Source organism: Pelotomaculum sp. PtaB.Bin117, from assembly GCF_002067195.1.
Lineage (GTDB): Bacteria > Bacillota > Desulfotomaculia > Desulfotomaculales > Pelotomaculaceae > Pelotomaculum_D > Pelotomaculum_D terephthalicicum.
In genome coordinates this window covers 50,695-68,865 of sequence record NZ_MVQM01000161.1, presented here as the reverse complement: position 1 = coordinate 68,865, position 18,171 = coordinate 50,695, and the positions used below count along the sequence as shown (strand labels likewise).

Below are 18,171 nucleotides of genomic sequence, written 5' to 3'. Positions count from 1 at the left end.
CGGAGCTGACGAGAGTCGAACTCGCGATCTCCTGCGTGACAGGCAGGCATGTTAGGCCACTACACCACAGCTCCAATTCCAATTATGATAATTTAGCGAATCCTTATCATTGACATTGTTTAGTATAGCGAAATTGTTGATTGAAGTCAAATATTTTTTTGTTAACACGTAATCAAATATTGAATATTATAACCCCGTTCTTAACGATTATAAGGCCGGGCGAACGAAATTATTGCTTCCCTGACAAGTTTCGCAGCCAGAAGAGCAGTTTGTTCCGCTATATCATAGACCGGACTTACCTCGACTAAATCAAAGCCAACTACATTTAATTCACCCAACAGGTGAATTGCCTTCAAGATTTCCCTGGATGTACAGCCGCCTGGTTCGGCAGTCCCGGTACCGGGGGCGTAAGCAGGGTCCACCACGTCGATATCCAGTGATACATAAACCGGCCTGCCGTTTAATTGCTGAAGAACCTCCTGCAATGGCGGTATGATTTCATTTATATACATATTCGTATTCTCAGAGGCAAAAGCGAATTCCTCCCTGATACCGGAGCGAATTCCGAACTGGTAAAGATTTTTACCGCCGATAACTTCTATAATCCGCCTCATTACAGTGGCATGAGAATACTCTTCACCGAGATATTCATTTCTCAGATCGGCGTGAGCGTCAAAAACAACCACAGCCACATCAGGGTGTAATTTTACAACTTCCCGCAGCACAGCCAGGGTGATCAGATGTTCACCGCCGAGCACAAGCGGGAATTTGCCGTCGAATAATATCTTAGATACTACCCTGCCGATTCGGGACAAACCTTCCTGAATGTTGCCATACGGCAAGGAAACGTCCCCCGCGTCGTAATAACGGTAATCGCCTAAATCTTTGCCCAGATAGATGCTGTACTCTTCCAACCCGTGCGATACCCGGCGAATTTGCTGCGGGCCAAGGCGAGTACCTGGCCGAAAGCTTACCGTAAGATCCATAGGAGCTCCGATAATTATTAATCCGGAATGTTCGTAGCTGTCCGTACATCCGATGAATCCAGTGTATTTTTCAACTAGATCCAGCAATCTTTCTCCTCCTGACTACTTTAGCAATTTTTTTACAAAAGGAGGTAAAATGAAGCAAGTACGATGAATAGCCGGACTGTAAAACTTCGTATCCATATTTTTTATTTTTTTAATATCCACATCAAGCGGATCATATTTCTTGGAGCCCATGGTAAAAGTCCACAATCCGCCGGGGTAACTTGGCACATTGGCCAGGAAAAGGCGGGCCAAGGGAAAAATGCCGGAAACATCTTTAAAAATCCTTTGGACCAGACTACCGTTAAAAAACGGCGATTCAGTTTGAGCGACAAAAATACCGTCTTCATTTAGTGAATTGTAGATGTCACGGTAAAAAGCGGCGCTGAAAAGCCCTTCCGCCGGCCCAACGGGATCTGTGGAATCGATAATGATAATATCATAAGTGTTCTTGTTATTCCTGACGTGCTTGATCCCGTCATCGATCACAACTTCTACCTTAGGATTCTCCAGAGCGCAGCTAATTTCAGGCAGGTATTTTTTTGACGATTCGACCACGGCGCCGTCAATTTCACAGAGGACAACTTTATTTACTGACTGATGTTTGACAACTTCTCTTACCGCCCCTCCGTCGCCGCCGCCGATAATAAGCACTTTTACCGGCCTGGCATGTGTCTCCAGAGCCACATGAACAATCATTTCGTGATAGACAAATTCGTCTTTTATCGTTGTCTGAATGACATCGTCCAATACGAGCATCCGGCCAAATTCAACTGTATCGAGCACAGCCAATTCCTGAAAAGGTGTTTTTTCCTGATGAATGGTGCGCAACACCCGGCAGGAAATAACCATATCTTTTGTCTGGTACTCTTCAAACCATAAGTCCAAAGTGACGGCACCTCCACATACATTAATAAAATTTAATACCAGAGCGGAACAGCAGCCAGGGCGCAGCCAATCTCTTCCACACGGTGTTCCGTGGCTGCTACTTTGGTGCCGACCAATTCCATTCCTCTGGTTTCAAACGCTTCTTTCAACATGTTTTCAATTTTCATTTCCGCGTCAGCCTTGCTGCACTTGCCGGAAAATTCCATTATAACTCCGAAAGTATCTTTTGAAAAGCCCACGCCAACCGCCGCTGCAATCAATTCACCAGGGACATCGCTGATAATGAATCCGTAAGCCGTGGGAACAAGCGAGCCTGGGGGTATTTCCATATCCGGGCAATACTGTACTCCAGGAGGTAAGATGCTGGATACCCGCATTAAATTTAGGTTGCCAATTCTACCTTTTAACAATGCATTATCAAATGCAGTCAAATTACTTTTCCCTTCCGCACTGCCAGCAGTCACAAAAAATTTCTTAGGGGTTGGCAGCATTTCTCAAACCTCCGTAAATTAATTATTTAGCTATACAACATTTTCCTTGTTTTATTAAGTCATAGTCTGCAAACATACAATATTATATCAAAACTGAAAAAAAAATGAACCGGTTATTTCGTTATCTCCTTAAAAAATTATTGTTTACTACAAACTATAGTATAATATTGTTTTAATGTGGCAGGATAAGGATGTTGGAACAATATTTGCAGGAGGGATCTAATTTGCTGAAAACTGTTGTCGGATTATTTGACTCTAGGGACCAGGCGGAAAAAGCAGTCTCCGCGCTTCGTGGACGTGGTTTTTACGAAGAAATATCGGTGCTGGCCGCTGATAAAAGTAAAACTGGCGACACCGGAGAAAACAAAGGAACTGGCGGTAGCATTGCTTCAGGAGTAAGCACGGGCGGCGTGCTGGGGGGCTTGGCCGGCTTGGCTATGGGCGCGGGCGCCCTGGTTATTCCAGGGATCGGGCCGATTCTTGCAGCCGGTCCTATTGCCGGCCTGCTGTCGGGCGCAGCCACAGGAGGCATAGCAGGCGGTCTGATTGACTGGGGTGTTCCGTCTGAACGCGGCAGATATTATGAAGGCAAAGTGAAGGAAGGTAAAATCCTGGCTTCCGTCCGCACAGATGAAAAGAAAATTGAAGACGCTGCCGGAATCATGCGTAAAAACGGAGCAAAGGATGTAGAAACTCACTAAACTAACCGGAATAACTTTCGTGGGACGTGAAACTAAGGCGCTAACAGCTTAAATGTATCCTGCCTGACACGTCCCATTTCATTTTTTATAACTCGCATTTAAAAACTTATAATAGATATCCCGGTAAATTATTGCGTCTTCCGCCTGCCGTTCATCTGATTCACAAATTATTGTAGGCGATAAATTTCTCTCTACCAATAACTCGGCAAGCGGTGTAAAATCCGGCCCGCAGTTATTGTCCATGGTGGTGAGATGCCTCTTTTCACCACCAGCGGTAAATTCAACCGGGCTGAAATGAATATGAAGATTTTGCAGATAAAAGAGTCCAAGTCTTTTCTCTATAGTATCCAGCAACTCGGCAAAAGAAGCTTTATCTGTTAATCCACCGCCGGTTACCGCGTGAATATGCCCGAAGTCAACGGCGGGCCTAAGCTGTTCACCTAACTCACACAACTCCAAAACCTCGTCCAGCGAACCAAGCTGGTTTTTTTTACCCATTGTCTCCGGAGCAAGAATAATACCGGAAAGCCCCTCTTTTTTCACCTCCGCCAAAATCTCTTTTAGGAACTTCTTTGCCCTGGCCAGTATTTCTTTACGGTTACCACCACTCGCCGCTCCAGGGTGAAATACAACCGTTTTAGCGCTCATCGCCCGCGCGACTTTCAATGTTTTTAAGAGGTGATTCTTTGTTTTAACCTGCATTTCGGGGTCTATTGCGCTTAAATTAATGTAATAAGGAGCGTGAATACTTAATTGTATTCCATGCTCCGCAGCCAGTTTCCCCAGGTGGGCTGCCATTTCTTCCCCAATATGCACCCCCCTGCCGCACTGGTATTCAAAAGCGTTTAAACCACGTTTATCCAGCCATTCCGGCATTTCGAGGGAAGATTTATGCTTCTCGGCATAAAAAGAAGCAGAAGCCCCCGCCGGTCCAAAGCGAACGTTCATTTTACCAACTCCTTGTATGATATGGCCAACGGTATAATTTCCAGTTGGTCATATTTATTTTTCAGGTAATTGGCCTTTGGGATATACCCTGGGACAATCACGGTAGAACCGATGGCGGGGCAGTTCATCAACTCCTGCTATTTTAAGTGCTTGTTAAGACTGCTCCCCCAAGCCTTTACTTAATAATAGTTTAATTATACCTCTATTGGTTAGAAAAATATTATAATTTTCATAATCTATAATGGAGGTTTTTTACATATTATACAGAATTTATTATTCAATAAAATTATCGAGGTGGTATTTTGCTGAAACATAGTTCGCGCAAACTGGTATTAATACCAATATTCCTTATTATTATAATTACAGCTTTGCATTTGTGCCTTACTGACAATATGCTGTTTTACGGATTATTTTTTAAAAAAACAGGCACCCTTTTATACGCCAGAGGCGGGGACTCTGTTACACTTGATCCGGCCGTCTCCCAAGACGAGGAGTCCAATAAAGTGATTTCCAATATTTTTGAGGGCCTTGTCCGTTTCAAACCTGGCACAACCGAAATAGAACCCTGCCTGGCTGAAACCTGGCAAGTATCCGCGGACGGACGGGAATGGTTTTTTTACCTGAGAAAAAACGTTAAGTTTCACGATGGAACACCTTTCAATGCTGAGGCTGTGCAATTCAGCGTGGAAAGACAGATGTTACCCAACCGCACAGAGGACATGGCTTACGCCCCCTTCGTCTTCGGTATGGTTGAGAGTGTAAAAGCCATTAATTCTTATACGGTTAAGTTTTCTCTTAAGTATCCTTACGCGCCTTTTTTAAACAATCTGGCCATGCCGGCGGCGGCGCCTATAGTAAGCCCCGCCGCCGTTTCAGCTTTAGGAGATAATTTTAGCGCCAACCCCGTTGGCACGGGACCGTTCAAATTCGGAAGCTGGGAAAAAGGAGAAAAACTAATTTTAAACGCAAACCTTGAATACTGGGGGAAGCAGCCTCAATACGACCGATTGGTATTTACGGTCGTCAAAAACAGCAGGTTAAGGTCACTGTCATTAAAAATGCGCATGGCTGATATAATTGATGGAATCACTCCTTCAGATGCCCGGCTTTTAGAGCAAAGCGGCTATTCAATAATTAAAAAAACAGGTCTGGATCTAAGCTACCTCGGATTTTTCACTGATAAGAAACCTTTTGACAACCCTGAAATCAGGCGGGCGATAAGTATGTCCATCGACAGGGAACAAATAATAACAAGATTATTCCATTCGGGTGCACACGTGGCAAACGGTCCGTTGCCTCCCGGTGTCCTGGGTTACGACCCGGGTACCCGTCCCCCCCCGTACGACCCTGACGGCGCCAGGGAATTGCTCACCCGCAACGGATTGGCGGAAGGTACTAAAATAACAATTATTACTTACACAAACACCAGAGTATATAATCCCGCCGGGGGGGAAAAACTGGCCGCGGCTATCCGGTCGGACTTAGCGCTGGCAGGCATTGACGTGGAAATAAAAGCCTATCCCTGGCAGCAGTATAAAGAGGCATTATTCAATGCAGAAGGCGACGCTTTTCTTTATGGCTGGATCAGTGATAATGGAGACCCAGATAACTTCCTATACACTTTATTATCATCATCGCAGATTGAAAGTGGTCTGAATATCTCTCATTACCGCAACAATGACGTTGACCAGCTATTAATAAAAGCCCAGCAAGATAATGATCGCCTGTCACGGGAGGAACTATACCGCAAAGCTGTGAAAACTATTGTTCAAGACGCGCCATGGGTCTTTCTTAACAACAGCGTCAGCCTGGCGGCAACATCACCAAGTATAGAAGGGTTTTTCCTGTCCACCGAAAACAATTCATTAGCCACTGTAACAAAGAGAAAGTAAATAGACTATAAGTTTACTCGGGTTGGAGCAGCGCAGCCATTAGGGCGATTTTGTCAGACCATTATCTTCCAGTAATAACCTGCTGCATAAAGTAGAATAATATTACAAAAGGCACATTAAGCCTAAATCTAGCAAGGGGGAAAAACAATGGATCAAATTTATCAGCTTCACAAACAGATTCAAGATTTGCGGCAGGAAGTCAACAGCATCAGTCAAGTCGCAGGGCAGCTACAGCGCTCGGAAGCCAACCACGCGGCGCAGCTTCAGCAAATGAGTCAAAGTGAAAACGCCGCGACACAACAGCTGCAGGCTATTCAGCAACTCTGCAGCCGTTTAAGCCAGGACGTTAATGTAATCAGCAGTATAGCTCAGCAAATCCCGCAAATGGCCGGCATGCAAACCGGCCAGTTCAGCGCCGGTATTTACCCGGGCCAAATTAGCACAGGGCAGTTCGGCAGCTATAACCCCTCTATCAGCACCAGTCAATACGGCCAGCCTGCTTTTGGAACTTTCGGCTCCCAGTTCGGCGGTAACAAATCAGATGAATACGCGCGCAATCAACAAATCAGCCCAATGGCGGCTAACCGTTACGGACTAGGATTCAGCAGCAACGATTTCGCCACCAACCAGCAAATCAGCAACATGGCGAATCAGGGAATGCTGGGTTCGCAAGGGAACTTGGGAATGAGCGCATCCGGCACCAACACATACAGCGGCACTACCTTGGGTACTGGATTATCACAAGGCGGCTTCTCCGGCACCAGCGCGGGCAACTACGTCTTTGCACCCGCACATCCCGTTTCTTATCAAAACACACCAAGCCAGTATGGAGTAAGCGGATTTGCCGGAAGCCAGTATATACCCACCTCCGGTTCAAGTCAACTCAGCACTTCCGGGCAGATGGGCACCGGCCTCGCGAATCAATCCTTAATGGGAATGAGCAGCCAAAACATCGGCCAGTTCAGCAATTTCTAATAAAAATACTATTAAGGCAAACGGGGGGACATCCCCCCTTATTTTTTTGGAAACAGCACGAAAAGACAAATTACACCCTTAACACTAATTACCAATTAAGTTATAATTACCTAAACAAATGCTGATAACAAGGGGGAGTCGGCTTGGCAAAAGTATTAAGGGAAGGTGCCTCATACAGCCAACGCGATATAGTAGAATTGCTGGGAGAATTTTCAGCATTTAAAGACAGGGTGGAAAAGAGATTTAAAGAACTGTCCCACGAGCTTGAAGGCAAAGCCAACGAACATGATCTTTGGGTCAGCCTTTACCTCATCTCCACAGACTACGCTGAAGAGATCGCCGGGAGAAAGCATAAGCAGCAAGAGGCAGTCCAAAAGATTTCGTAGTCATGAGCCCCGCGTTAAATCCGCGGGGCAAATATTTTACCGTCCCCGGAATAAAGCAGCCGGGCTAGGAAGGATCAACCTCACCCGGATCTGTTTGAGGTATTATCGTCAGCAATAATTGCAGAATTCGGAGAAGTTCTCTTTGCTGATCCGCGGGTAAAAGGTCCACCTGTTTTAATATTGCCTCTAGCTGCTTGTTCATCGGCGTCTCTTTGCTGTAAAAATACCATAAGGGCAAACCACACATTTTATTAAGCCTCCTTATTCTCCGTCATCACCCTTGATTTTCGCTTCCAGCCAATCGATAAATTGCCTCGCGGTGCGGGGTGAACGGCCATTGTGCTCCATTTCCCATATAAGAGCCTCATCGCGCAATGTCTTAGAATCAATATCAATGTTTCTAATAGAAGCAAGTCCTTCAACTATTTCAAGATACTTTTTCTGGTCAGGAGTTGAAAAGGTAACGGCAATGCCAAACCGATCCGCCAGGGACAGCTTTTCCTGCAAGGTGTCGGCGGCGCGAACCTCGTCATTGTTGCCGGACGACAGGCCCGCTCTTTCACTAAACTTCTCTTTAACTAAATGACGCCTGTTGGAGGTTGCGTATATCACGGCATTCACCGGCTTGCTTTCCAAGCCGCCTTCTAAAACCGCCTTTAATGCGGTGAAACTTTCTTCACTGTCCTCAAAGCTCAGATCGTCAATGAATAATATAAATTTTTGCGGTCTATTGCGAATCAATCTGATAATCTTCGGGTAATCCTCAAGATATTTTTTGGGAATTTCAATTATCCGTAAGCCCTGCGCGGCAAATTCGTTTAAAAGAGCCTTTACGGTGGAGGACTTGCCTGTGCCCCGGTCCCCATAAAGCAAAACGTTGTTTGCCGGGTGACCTTTTAAAAAGAACATGGTATTATCCAACACAACTTGTCTTTCCGCGTTATAACCCACTAAATCGGACAATCTCACCGGATCTGTCGATGCAAGTCCTTTTAAGCCATGAAAATCCGACTGCTCTTCCCAAATAAAGCCTGCATACCGGGCGAAGTTTCCCGCGCCATTGGCTCTGTGGAATTCAGCCAGTGCCTTGATACAATTCGCCCAGGACTGATTTTGGTCCAGTATTTGGTATATATTGAGACGCCCATCCCGTACGCTATTTAAACTGCTGTCCCATTCAGGAAGTTTTTCCGCTGTATTTTTTTCTGAATTATATTTGGCGGCATAACCGCTCAAAATAATATTCTTCAGCTCCCTGGATGACAACATTGCCACCTTGTGGAGATTTTCCAGGTCATTCTCCACAGTTCGCAGCAGTGGAATATCAATATCTGCAAAACTGTGTTTCTCCGCGATACGCGTAAAAGCATTTTCGTCGTATAAAACACAAGTAATTACATAGTGCTTGAAATTGCGGTATTCATCAGCTTGTGACAGGTGGTAAAAAAAGTTGTTGTATTCAATGAGCAGGGCATCAAAGTCCTCGCCCACCGCGCACAGTTTTTCCAGCAAAATATAAAGTTTTTTAATCAATGGATTTTTTAGAATACCGCGGTAAACCGTTAACGAATCCAAGGCTGTCTTATAATTTTTCGCTAAATGATTGCGCACTAAACCACTCCTCTGTCAAATACCAAAGCATTATGTGATAAGCGATTCATTTTCAATTATATCATAAAAGAATTTAAGGCCGTGCAATTGCCGCAAAATATTACGACTGCCTCAACCACAGGTATGATCATTTGGAAAAGATATTTTAGTTCAGGTATTTGCTATCGTTTTTACCACTAATTTCGCATTGATCTTATTTTCATGCTTATTTATATTATTTAATGTACAAAAAAACTCACCATTTAAAGGAGTTGAGCGGCAACATGAGAAAAATAGTCTTGCTGGCAATGGCACTAATCCTTTCAACCGCCCTATCTTCAACGGCGTTTGCCAGTCAGTCGAGAGATCGTGGTACCCATAATGATTCTAAGATTAGTCATTCGTCTCACAGCAATTACGGTTACAGTTGGTACAAGATTAAAGCAGTTTCTTATGCCAAAAATCATTATGATTATTATCAAAAAAGAATTGCGCAGCTAGAAAGAATACTACACCAGTATAATACAAGAAACCTGCGCAGTCATTGGAATTATGACAGAGACTTTGAAAGATATTTTTATGTGGATGACAACGGTGTAAGTCACTACTTCTACCTTGACCCGGATAAAGATTATATCGTTCATCAATATAAGGATAGCAATGGAATAACCCAGTATTGGTTTGAAGACGCAGGCTGGAAATAGTTCCGAAACAGCAGCTTCAGCGAGAGGCTGGTTATAGAATTTGCATATTGTTTATATGAGCAGTAAAACCGATCTGTCAACTGACACAAGGTTTGGTTTTACTGCTTTTTTTTGAATAATTTCCATGATATTAAACATAATAGTTTTAATCATACAATGATGGAAGGGAGAATGTGCAATATGGCCGCTAGCTTAGGCGCACACGAAGTGATGGAATTACACGAGGTTCTGACAGCCACCGTTGACGGTATTAATCAGTTCCAGCTTTATAGTCCTCATATAAGAGATCAACAGTTGCGCTCTATCTTGAATAATCAAATTAAATTCATGACAGAAGAGTACAATAATATGGTCCAAACTATCAACCAGCGTGGGAAAGGTGAATCAATTCCTTATCGTTCCGTAAAAAACGTGTCGCCTTCCTATGGCCTGCAGAATCCTCAGCCACAAGCGCCTAATGTTTCAATGAATGAAATGGATGACAGGGACGTTGCCAGTGGAATGCTGGGGTGCCACAAAGCATCAGCTCTTGTTAAAACGATTGCATCCCTGGAATGTGCAGATCCGCATTTGAGGCGGATGCTTCAGCAAGGGGCCGTTAATTGTTCTGAACAGGCATATGAAGTATGGAATTATATGAACCAGAAACAATATTACCAAGTGCCGACGATGAAAGATATGACCACACAAACCATGGTAAGTGGTTTTACCTCGGCTAACATGGGACAAATCAGCTAGGTTAGAGATAACTGAAATTTAAACACCCCTGGTAGTAATGAAGTGAACCCCGGAAAACGGACTGGGGTTCACTTCATTACTGCCAGGGGTGTTTCCTCATTTATGTATTTTCAACGAGCCTGGTAATCATTTTGGCCAAGGCCTTCTTCTCTCCCTCCTCGCCGACTTCCCATAATTCTTTCAGTAGTCGCTGTTCTCTATTTGCCGGGTCTAAATTGTTCGCAAAGAAGTCCCCAAGCCGGTAAGCGAATTTATCTACCGTATCATCGGACACGCCTACTAAATCCGCGGTTTTCACGGCTTTACCCAGAGTTTTTTTCCACATATTCCAGGATATATCCGCTTCCATACGCACACCTCCACGATTGTTTTTCAGCCATTCTCTCAATCTGACTTCTGATTAGTTACAAATATTTTATCCTTCTATCGTTTTTTTAGTCATGCTATACTGAGCAGGTCAGCTGCATCTTATTTCTAGATCCAGATTAAACAAATATAAATATGTTTCCTTTACCTTACTCCCATAGATATTTTCCACCGCCCTGGCATAGATGTTCAACTGGCCGCGATAACGCGCCATCACCTGCTCAAGCTGGTCTTTGCCGATCCGGTCGGTTTTGTAATCTAATAACAACAAGCCGTCACCTTCGTCAACCAGGCAGTCAATGATGCCCTGCACCAACACTACCTCGCCGGAATCACCGGCAAGTCCGGAATAGATCTCCCCGGCCGGCAACGACAAGGTAAACGGCAGTTCCCTGAAAACTTTTTTTCCAGAAAGCACACGCCTGCCGAGCGGCGATTTGAAGAAAAACATGATTTTCTCTACCGGCACTGAATCTGCCTGCTCCAATGTCAGTATTTCCATCCCGGTCATCACTGCCACCTGCTTCTTAATTGCCGCGGCGTCCGCGACATGTGTCAAATCCAGATTCTGCATTACCAGATGCAGGGCTGAGCCTGCTTCAGCGGCAGTCAAGCCATGTTCCTCCTGCATAAAAACCGGCCGCCTGCCAATAGGCGGACGATAATCCAGGGATGCTCCCTCATCCTCCACAATTTGCCGGTCAAACCTTCGTTTCAGGTCAGTTACTGAAGACTTTGCCGCGCAGCCGGTCAGCCCCAAATCAGGATATTTCCATTCCAACCGGCTTTTCACAATCCCGGCAAACCGACTGTCCGTGTCCACCGGCTCCATCCGGCGGACTTGACTTAATAACTCCCTTTCGGATGGTTTTTCCTGTTCTGAAGCGGCGCCTCCACCCTTAAAAAATACCGCCCAGCGTGAGGAGTCCCCTGCCACCGCCGCCGGGGGCTGATCATCACACAGCGCCAGTTTTCTTATTCCCGCGCCGTCTTGATGGCGGGCAAGAGCCGGAACCAGCCAGTCCAGGCAAGAACTTGCCCCGGCCAGTTCACCGTCCGGCAAAGCCCACCCCGCCGCCGCCACCGGACCGCACCAGCGGCGGGCGTGCGCCGGGAGATTGCGGACCGAGCCGACCAGAATCAACTTCTCTCGCGCCCTGGTCATGGCCACGTAAAGGATTCTTAACTCCTCAGCCAAAGCTTCCATTTTTAATTTGTGCTTTATAGCCAGTTTGGCTATCGTAGGATAAGTAATTCTTCTCTCCGCGTCAATTAACTGCGGCCCCAAACCTAAATCCTTGTGCAGGAGCATTGTTTTGTTCAGATCTTTCATATTGAATTTCTTACCCAACCCGGCCACAAAGACCACCGGAAACTCCAGCCCCTTGCTTTTGTGTATACTCATCAGCCGCACTACATTTTCTTTTTCATGCAAAGCCCGTGCCGCCCCCAGGTCGCGTCCGCCGTCTTGAATACGCTCAATAAAGCGGAGAAAGAGAAACAGCCCTCTGAACCCGGTGGTCTCATACTGCTGCGCCCGCTGGTGCAGCGCCCGCAAATTAGCCTGCCGCTGCCCGCCGCCAGGCAGTCCTCCGACAAAATCATAGTATCCTGTCTCCCGGTAGAGGGTCCAAATCAATCCGGCCAGTGTTCCCCGCCGGGCGGTAGTGCGCCACCCGTCCAACTTTTCCAGAAAACATGTTAAACGGTCCGAAATTGCCCCTTTCATCAACGCCGCCGCGGACACCACCGCCTCAAAAAAATCGCCCTGGCGCCGGCACAGCCTGATTTGCGCCAGTTCCCCAGCGTTAAGCCCGACCACAGGAGACCGTAAGACTCCGGCCAACGGCACATCCTGGCGCGGGTTGTCGATTACTTTTAACAATGCGAGAATAGTTTCAACCTCAGTCGCCTCAAAATAACCGGTAGCCAGTTCGGCGTAAGCAGGCACCCCCATCCGCCGAAATTCTTCCAGGAAGCTGTTGGCATAACCGGTGGTGGCGCGCAAAAGCACCACTATGTCACGGTAAACCGCCGGGCGGTATTTTTTTTGATCATTATCGTAAATCAGCGTTCCCGCCCCTCCTGCCGGGTCATTACCGACAATTTCCTCAATCCTGGACGCTACCAGGCAGGCTTCCATTTGCACCGCGTCCAGGTCCGCCTCCGGTTCTCCGGAATCATCTGACTTGTCATCTCCGGAACCGTCCGTCGCAATAACATCTTCTGCGGGGTTTTCAGCCTGTTTGCCGCGCTCAATCAAATACACTTCCACTGTTCCGTCCTCTGCCGTCACTCTCCCGTCAACTGCAGGATAATCAGCGCCATAAATCAGTTCCGCCCTTTGATTATAGGTAAGCTCGCCGACTGCGGGAGACATCAACTGGCGAAAAATAAAGTTCACGGCGTCAACTACTCCCCGGCGGCTGCGAAAATTTCTGGCCAAATCAATCCTGCGCTCCGGGCCGCCCGGCTGCGACGGATACTTTGAGTATTTATCCAGAAAAAGGCCGGGATCCGCCAGCCTAAAGCGGTAAATACTTTGTTTGACATCCCCGACCATGAACAAATTCGGATGCGCTTCACCCTGCCGTGACACCAGCCGCAATATTGCCTCTTGAACCGCGTTCGTATCCTGGTACTCGTCCACAAGCACTTCCACAAAGCGCTGCCGCAGCTCCAGGGCCAATTCCGACGGAGCCAACCCATCCGGTCCGGCAGTCGACAAAATTCGCAGGCAATAGTGTTCCAGGTCGTTGAAATCAACCAGCCCTTTAGCCGTTTTGGCCTCTTGGTACGCTTTATCAAAATCGCGCACCAGTTCCGTTAGCTCCTTTACCAGCGGGGCAACGGCGCGCAGATCGGCGCAATAGTCTTCCGGAAGGCGGGAGAAATAATCATCTTTAAGAGTTTTTATTTGTTTTTTGGCATAATCACGTAAAGCAGTCACTTGTTTTTTTAAGCTCTGCTCGACCCCGGCATCTCTAACTGCCTTTAATTTGCCGAAACTAATTGTGTTAATAATGGAATAAAGACTGGCCCAGCTCATGTCCGCCGCACAAGCCCGGTCCAGACTGAGCGCTGCGTCACGGTCAGCCTCAAGGGTGTCTATATATGCACGCGGGCCGCCTGCCCTGCCGGCCAGCCGGATAGCCATTTCAAGCGTCGCGACAATCCCGGCCGCCTCAAGCGCAATCGCCTTCTTTAAGGATGCGCTCCAGGGGAGCCGGTCGAATAAGATATCCTCCGGCATGTCGAAACCCGCCGCCAGTTTTTCCAGCCATTTTGCCGGTTGAGGCATGCTGCGGGCAAATCTGTGTAATTCCAGAACAAGCGCCTGCAAATCCGTGTCGTCTCTCTTTCCCCCATAGCAGTCAACTAATGTGTTGAAAGGGAGGTTATCACCGGCGTTGTAACGGCGCTCAAAAAGCTCTTCCAACACCTCCGCCTGGATTAAAGCAGCCTCGGTTTCATCGGCTACCCGAAAAGACGGATCCAGGTCAATCCGGTAAAAATGCTGACGAATAACATCCAGGCAAAAAGAGTGAATGGTGCCGATGCTGGCGTGGTTGAGCAAAGACATTTGCCTACTTAAATGTTTTGATCCCGGGTGTTCGTCGATATGCGCGGCAAGCGCGCGGCCGACGCGCTCTCTCATTTCAGCCGCCGCGGCATTGGTAAAAGTCAACACCAGCAGGCGGTCAACATCGGTCTGCGCCGTCAGGTCGGTAATCCGGCGAATGATCCGTTCCACCAGGACCGCTGTTTTACCGGCCCCGGCGGCGGCCGCCACCAGCAAATTGCCGTTACGGCTGTTCATGGCTTCGAGTTGCTCCGCCGTCCATTCTCTTTTGCCTTTTTGTTTAACTTTGGCACTGATCAAGCTGCGCTCCATGCTCTCAAATTGTTCCCGCGGCCCGCCGTTACTCAACGTGCTCACCCCCCAGTATTTCAGCCAGCTTGCCCCATATGATGTCTTTCCGTACCGGCGCGATCTGACGGTAGGCGTTCCCTTCCACCAGTTCGTCAAACGAACAAACCGGGCTGAAAAGGCAGTGCTGACACGAGCGGAAATTCCCCTGGCGATAGGGAGCGATATCCACCACGCCGCTGATAATGTCGTTCCCGGCGGATAATAACTGCATGCGCAGGTAAGCCCGCAGCAATTCAAACTGCTGTCCGGTGAGAACAGCGGAGCGGGCGGCAAAATCACCATCTCTCTTTAGCTGCACCGGAATCAGGTCTGAGGGGCCAGAAAGCCCGCTGTCCATCATCCCGACAACGGCCGGGTCGGCGAGCAGCATACCCTCCATCCTCATTTTCCTGAGAATGCTTTTTTCCAGCTCCTCGTCCGGGGGAATTTCACCGCTGGTTTTGATTAACGGGTCGTCCAGGCTGAAATAAAAAATCGCGCCGGGCAGGCCCGGCCCACCCGCCAAACGGTCCGCCTGCCGCAGCGCCACCTCGAGGTAGGTCAACAGCTGCAGTTTCAAGCCGTGAAAGATGTCCGAGAGATTTATGGTCACCCGGCCCGACTTGTAATCAATTACCCGCAGGTAAATCCCGGCGTCGCCACGAGCCGCGTCAACGCGGTCGATCCGGCCGGTTACCGCCATCTCACTGCCGTCGGAGAGAATAAAGGTTACGGCGGGCAATTCACCCTCCAGCCCGAAAGACAGCTCCAGCCCGACCGGGCGGAATTTCCCCCGCTGGGCGTGCTCAGACAGCACCAGCGCCGCACGCTGCACGGTGCGCTTGATTTTCCTGGTGAGGTAGCGCCGCCGGGCGGAATTGAGCAGTATTTCGTTCTGCAGCCTGGGAGCGAGATAGTCCACCACTTCCCCGGCCAACTTGCGGCAGTCTTTTTGGTTTAGTTCACCCCAATCCAATCCCATTTCCTGGACCCGGTCCCCGTAAAGCTTTAGCGCCGCGTGAAAAAATTGTCCCAGGTCCGGGGCGCCCAGCCTGAAAACAGGCCGGTCCCGCAGCCGCAAGCCTTGAGATAAAAAATGGGCAAAAGGGCAGGAGCGGAATTTTTCTATACCGGAAACGCTGGTTTTCAGCGGCTGCCCGTACAGGAGTTTCGCGGCGCCGGGAGTTAGCCTGTCTTCCTTGTTGTTGTAAAATAGACCGGATAACGCGCGGGTACATTCCTCCCGCCGCTCCCCCCGCGCAAACCAGTTGTATACATCCCACCAGATGGGATTTAAGGAGCGGCCACCCTTGGCTTCCCTCATTTGAACAGCCAAATAAGACAGGCAGCGGCCGGGGTTTGTCACAAACTCAAGGTCTTCAGTACCGGCCGCGTTCGGCTCCACCGCCCAAACCCTTTCCTCAACGCCAGGCAATAGTTCCCTAACCCGTGCAATCACCGGCGAGGGCATATTCGCCCCGCCCTCATCGTCCGCCGACGGGTAGCTGAGAATCAAGCGCTCCGCCGATCGGGTCAGGGCGATATAAACCAGGTATTGCTCGTCAAAAACTTTCCGGCGGACACCGGGAGACAAAGGCAACCCGATCGCCTGCAGGCATTCCCTTTCCGTTTCGGACAGGACCCCTTGCCCCGTTATCCGGGCGGGCAGCACACTTTCATTAACGCCTATGATAAAAGAGGCGCGGGCTTGTGGGCTGCGGGAACGATCCAGGGAACCGGCCACTACCTGGTCAAGTCCGGGCGGGATCAAGCTCAGTCGCATGCTTTCAAAACCGGCGTCCAGTACCGCGGCATAATCCGCCGGCTTTAAAACCTCGTCGCCCAGTGTCTCCACAACCTGATCCAGCAAAGCCGTCAGCATATCCCACACCTGACTGTGCTCCCGGGCCACCTCCAGAAGCCCCTGTGTTTCAGCCCGCCGGCTCCAGCCTTCCAGCATTTCAGGAACCTCTAGCTCGGACAAAAGGTTAAATAGCGCTATTGTTATCTCCCGTACATTACCGGCCTGCCGGACCGCCCGGTGGAAGCCGGCCAGCGCTGCCGTCGCCGTCCGGCGAATCCGGTTGATCTCCTCCAATTCCCGGACCTCCGTTGATGAAACCTCAAGATCCTCCTCAAGCGTCAGCCGTCTCCGGTACTCCCAAGGTCTGGCGTCAACCCAGCGGCTGCCCCGGATGCCGTGCGCCAGCACATAGTTTTCCAACAAATCAACTTCTTCCCGGGCAAGCGGAATGAGGTCGGTTTTCAGATAACGAAATACCGGGTCATAGGTCCAGTCCTTCACTACCACCTCAAGCGCCGCACGGACCAGCTCAATCAGGGGATGGCTCATCACCGGACGCTTCCGGTCCACAAAAACGGGGATACCATGATCGTCGAAAACAACAGCAATAAGATGGTCATAAGCATCCAGATCTCTTGTCAGCACGACAATGTCACGGTAGCGGTAACCCTGGTCGCGGCACAAGCTTATTATTTCCCGCGCCACCCCCTCCACTTCAGCGCGGCGGCTCGCCGCAGCCGCCAGCACCACCCCGTCGCCGGTGTTTTTAGCGGGCGGCGCCGGGCGGCGGAAAAAGTTTTCTTCAAGGTAAGTGATGGAGGAATTGCGGAACCGGTTCTTTTTTTGCTCAAGTGTCAGCGGGCGTTCAACCGGCACCCGCTCCCGGGCCGCTATTTCGCACAAGATATCGTAAGTTTCCCTTGAAGGGTAAAATAGGTCGTTATCATCAAGGCTGCCACTCATTGCGGCCAGATCGGCGCACAAAGTGACATTTATCCGGCGCGACGATCGCAGAAGAGCGGCCAACACCTGGTATTCCTGGGGTGTGAACCCGATGAAGCCGTCCACCCAGATTTCCGACTCCTTGATCGCCGCCGACTTTTCCAGGCGGGCCGCCAGCAGGCTCAGGTAATCGTCCGGGTCGGTAAAACGGCCGGCCAAATAAGCTTCCAATTCACCATATAAAAGACAGAGGTCTTCAAGCTTATCCGTCAGCAGGCTTTGCACTCCCTGCTCACGCAGGGCGTCCAAGCCCGCGGCCAGGTCTGCCGGCGTAATGCAGTAGGTTTTCATTTCACCCAAAGTGCGGGCCAGGGTATCGGCAAAACCAGGCTGTCCGGCCGCCCGTCCAAATACCTTCAAATTTCCCCGCCGCTGTTCCAGCAAGCGGCGCAGTGCCATCCGCTTGCCAAGCTCACCAATATGCGCCCGGGCGGCGCCGCCTACTTCCAACAGCACCCGGTAAGCCAGGCGCCGGAAACTGAGCACCTGAGCGCGGATAAAGCCTTTGACTCCGGCGGAGGAGACCAGAGCGTATTCTGTCTGGAACGTTGCCTGTTCCGGCACTAATAAAATCAGCGGCGGTCCGTCCGGCCCGGCCAGGAGTTCTTGCCGGACGGCGTCCAGGCAGGCGCGGGTTTTCCCTACCCCGGCCCTGCCGATAATAAAGCGCAAAGTCATGGTTTTCATTCACCATCCTATAAGCAAAACATCCCTTAAATGTAATAGAGCATATGTTCGGCACACA

General features: G+C 49.2%; 15 protein-coding genes and 1 tRNA gene. 6 read left to right on the top strand and 10 right to left on the bottom strand.

What is annotated here, in order from left to right; genetic code table 11:
• The 4 genes from A4E54_RS12240 to A4E54_RS12225 all read right to left on the bottom strand — a co-directional run bounded on the left by A4E54_RS12240 (window position 1) and on the right by A4E54_RS12225 (window position 2,407).
• A tRNA-Asp gene (locus A4E54_RS12240) sits at window positions 1–74 on the bottom strand.
• A gap of 126 nt (window positions 75–200) precedes the next feature.
• Window positions 201–1,073 carry an agmatinase gene (gene speB / locus A4E54_RS12235; protein ID WP_240083277.1) on the bottom strand — a complete coding sequence of 291 codons (873 nt, stop codon included), beginning with the start codon at window positions 1,071–1,073 and terminating at the stop codon, window positions 201–203.
• 15 nt (window positions 1,074–1,088) lie between these two features.
• Window positions 1,089–1,916 carry a polyamine aminopropyltransferase gene (gene speE / locus A4E54_RS12230; RefSeq protein ID WP_240083278.1) on the bottom strand — a complete coding sequence of 276 codons (828 nt, stop codon included), beginning with the start codon at window positions 1,914–1,916 and terminating at the stop codon, window positions 1,089–1,091.
• 32 nt (window positions 1,917–1,948) lie between these two features.
• Window positions 1,949–2,407, bottom strand: a complete 459-nt coding sequence (locus A4E54_RS12225; RefSeq protein WP_286726293.1) for a pyruvoyl-dependent arginine decarboxylase — start codon at window positions 2,405–2,407, stop codon at window positions 1,949–1,951.
• A gap of 224 nt (window positions 2,408–2,631) precedes the next feature.
• Here A4E54_RS12225 and A4E54_RS12220 point away from each other — a divergent pair, with 224 nt between their 5' ends.
• Window positions 2,632–3,108: a general stress protein gene (locus A4E54_RS12220; RefSeq protein ID WP_240083279.1), complete on the top strand. Its 477-nt coding sequence runs from the start codon at window positions 2,632–2,634 to the stop codon at window positions 3,106–3,108.
• 78 nt (window positions 3,109–3,186) lie between these two features.
• Here A4E54_RS12220 and A4E54_RS12215 read toward each other — a convergent pair whose 3' ends face one another.
• Complete coding sequence (locus tag A4E54_RS12215) at window positions 3,187–4,056, bottom strand: TIM barrel protein (protein WP_240083280.1); 870 nt, start codon at window positions 4,054–4,056, stop codon at window positions 3,187–3,189.
• Between the two features lie 503 nt (window positions 4,057–4,559).
• Between A4E54_RS12215 and A4E54_RS12210 the strand changes: the two genes are divergently transcribed.
• The 3 genes from A4E54_RS12210 to A4E54_RS12200 all read left to right on the top strand — a co-directional run bounded on the left by A4E54_RS12210 (window position 4,560) and on the right by A4E54_RS12200 (window position 7,309).
• Complete coding sequence (locus A4E54_RS12210) at window positions 4,560–5,948, top strand: ABC transporter substrate-binding protein (protein WP_240083281.1); 1,389 nt, start codon at window positions 4,560–4,562, stop codon at window positions 5,946–5,948.
• A gap of 147 nt (window positions 5,949–6,095) precedes the next feature.
• Window positions 6,096–6,923 (top strand): hypothetical protein, encoded by an 828-nt coding sequence (locus tag A4E54_RS12205; RefSeq protein WP_240083282.1) that lies wholly within the window; start codon window positions 6,096–6,098, stop codon window positions 6,921–6,923.
• A gap of 143 nt (window positions 6,924–7,066) precedes the next feature.
• Window positions 7,067–7,309, top strand: coding sequence for a hypothetical protein (locus A4E54_RS12200; RefSeq protein ID WP_240083283.1), 243 nt, complete (start codon window positions 7,067–7,069; stop codon window positions 7,307–7,309).
• Between the two features lie 64 nt (window positions 7,310–7,373).
• Here the strand turns inward: A4E54_RS12200 and A4E54_RS12195 are convergent, their stop codons facing one another.
• Entirely contained in the window at window positions 7,374–7,556 is a 183-nt protein-coding gene (locus A4E54_RS12195) for a hypothetical protein (RefSeq protein WP_240083284.1), read from the bottom strand.
• 14 nt (window positions 7,557–7,570) lie between these two features.
• Window positions 7,571–8,920 carry an ATP-binding protein gene (locus A4E54_RS12190; protein WP_240083285.1) on the bottom strand — a complete coding sequence of 450 codons (1,350 nt, stop codon included), beginning with the start codon at window positions 8,918–8,920 and terminating at the stop codon, window positions 7,571–7,573.
• A gap of 263 nt (window positions 8,921–9,183) precedes the next feature.
• Between A4E54_RS12190 and A4E54_RS12185 the strand changes: the two genes are divergently transcribed.
• Both A4E54_RS12185 and A4E54_RS12180 read left to right on the top strand, forming a co-directional pair.
• Window positions 9,184–9,603 (top strand): hypothetical protein, encoded by a 420-nt coding sequence (locus A4E54_RS12185; protein ID WP_240083286.1) that lies wholly within the window; start codon window positions 9,184–9,186, stop codon window positions 9,601–9,603.
• Window positions 9,604–9,783: 180 nt separating this feature from the next.
• Complete coding sequence (locus A4E54_RS12180; RefSeq protein ID WP_240083287.1) at window positions 9,784–10,341, top strand: spore coat protein; 558 nt, start codon at window positions 9,784–9,786, stop codon at window positions 10,339–10,341.
• Between the two features lie 100 nt (window positions 10,342–10,441).
• Here A4E54_RS12180 and A4E54_RS12175 read toward each other — a convergent pair whose 3' ends face one another.
• From A4E54_RS12175 to addB, 3 genes are all read right to left on the bottom strand, one after another.
• Window positions 10,442–10,690: a DUF3243 domain-containing protein gene (locus A4E54_RS12175; RefSeq protein ID WP_240083288.1), complete on the bottom strand. Its 249-nt coding sequence runs from the start codon at window positions 10,688–10,690 to the stop codon at window positions 10,442–10,444.
• A 108-nt stretch (window positions 10,691–10,798) separates the two neighbouring features.
• On the bottom strand, window positions 10,799–14,638 hold the full coding sequence (addA, locus tag A4E54_RS12170; RefSeq protein ID WP_312038076.1) for a helicase-exonuclease AddAB subunit AddA: 3,840 nt from the start codon (window positions 14,636–14,638) through the stop codon (window positions 10,799–10,801).
• Window positions 14,631–18,113 carry a helicase-exonuclease AddAB subunit AddB gene (gene addB / locus A4E54_RS12165; RefSeq protein ID WP_286726292.1) on the bottom strand — a complete coding sequence of 1,161 codons (3,483 nt, stop codon included), beginning with the start codon at window positions 18,111–18,113 and terminating at the stop codon, window positions 14,631–14,633. The genes addA and addB overlap by 8 nt, the downstream gene beginning before the upstream one ends.
• Window positions 18,114–18,171 lie beyond the last annotated feature (58 nt).

Bases quoted from the DNA above. Each gene is read 5' to 3' on its own strand.
- A4E54_RS12180 (WP_240083287.1), top strand. From the start codon at position 9,784: ATGGCCGCTAGCTTAGGCGCACACGAAGTGATGGAATTACACGAGGTT.
- A4E54_RS12175 (WP_240083288.1), bottom strand. From the start codon at position 10,690: ATGGAAGCGGATATATCCTGGAATATGTGGAAAAAAACTCTGGGTAAA.
- A4E54_RS12215 (WP_240083280.1), bottom strand. From the start codon at position 4,056: ATGAACGTTCGCTTTGGACCGGCGGGGGCTTCTGCTTCTTTTTATGCC.
- A4E54_RS12205 (WP_240083282.1), top strand. From the start codon at position 6,096: ATGGATCAAATTTATCAGCTTCACAAACAGATTCAAGATTTGCGGCAG.
- A4E54_RS12195 (WP_240083284.1), bottom strand. From the start codon at position 7,556: ATGTGTGGTTTGCCCTTATGGTATTTTTACAGCAAAGAGACGCCGATG.
- addB (WP_286726292.1), bottom strand. From the start codon at position 18,113: ATGAAAACCATGACTTTGCGCTTTATTATCGGCAGGGCCGGGGTAGGG.
- A4E54_RS12185 (WP_240083286.1), top strand. From the start codon at position 9,184: ATGAGAAAAATAGTCTTGCTGGCAATGGCACTAATCCTTTCAACCGCC.
- A4E54_RS12225 (WP_286726293.1), bottom strand. From the start codon at position 2,407: ATGCTGCCAACCCCTAAGAAATTTTTTGTGACTGCTGGCAGTGCGGAA.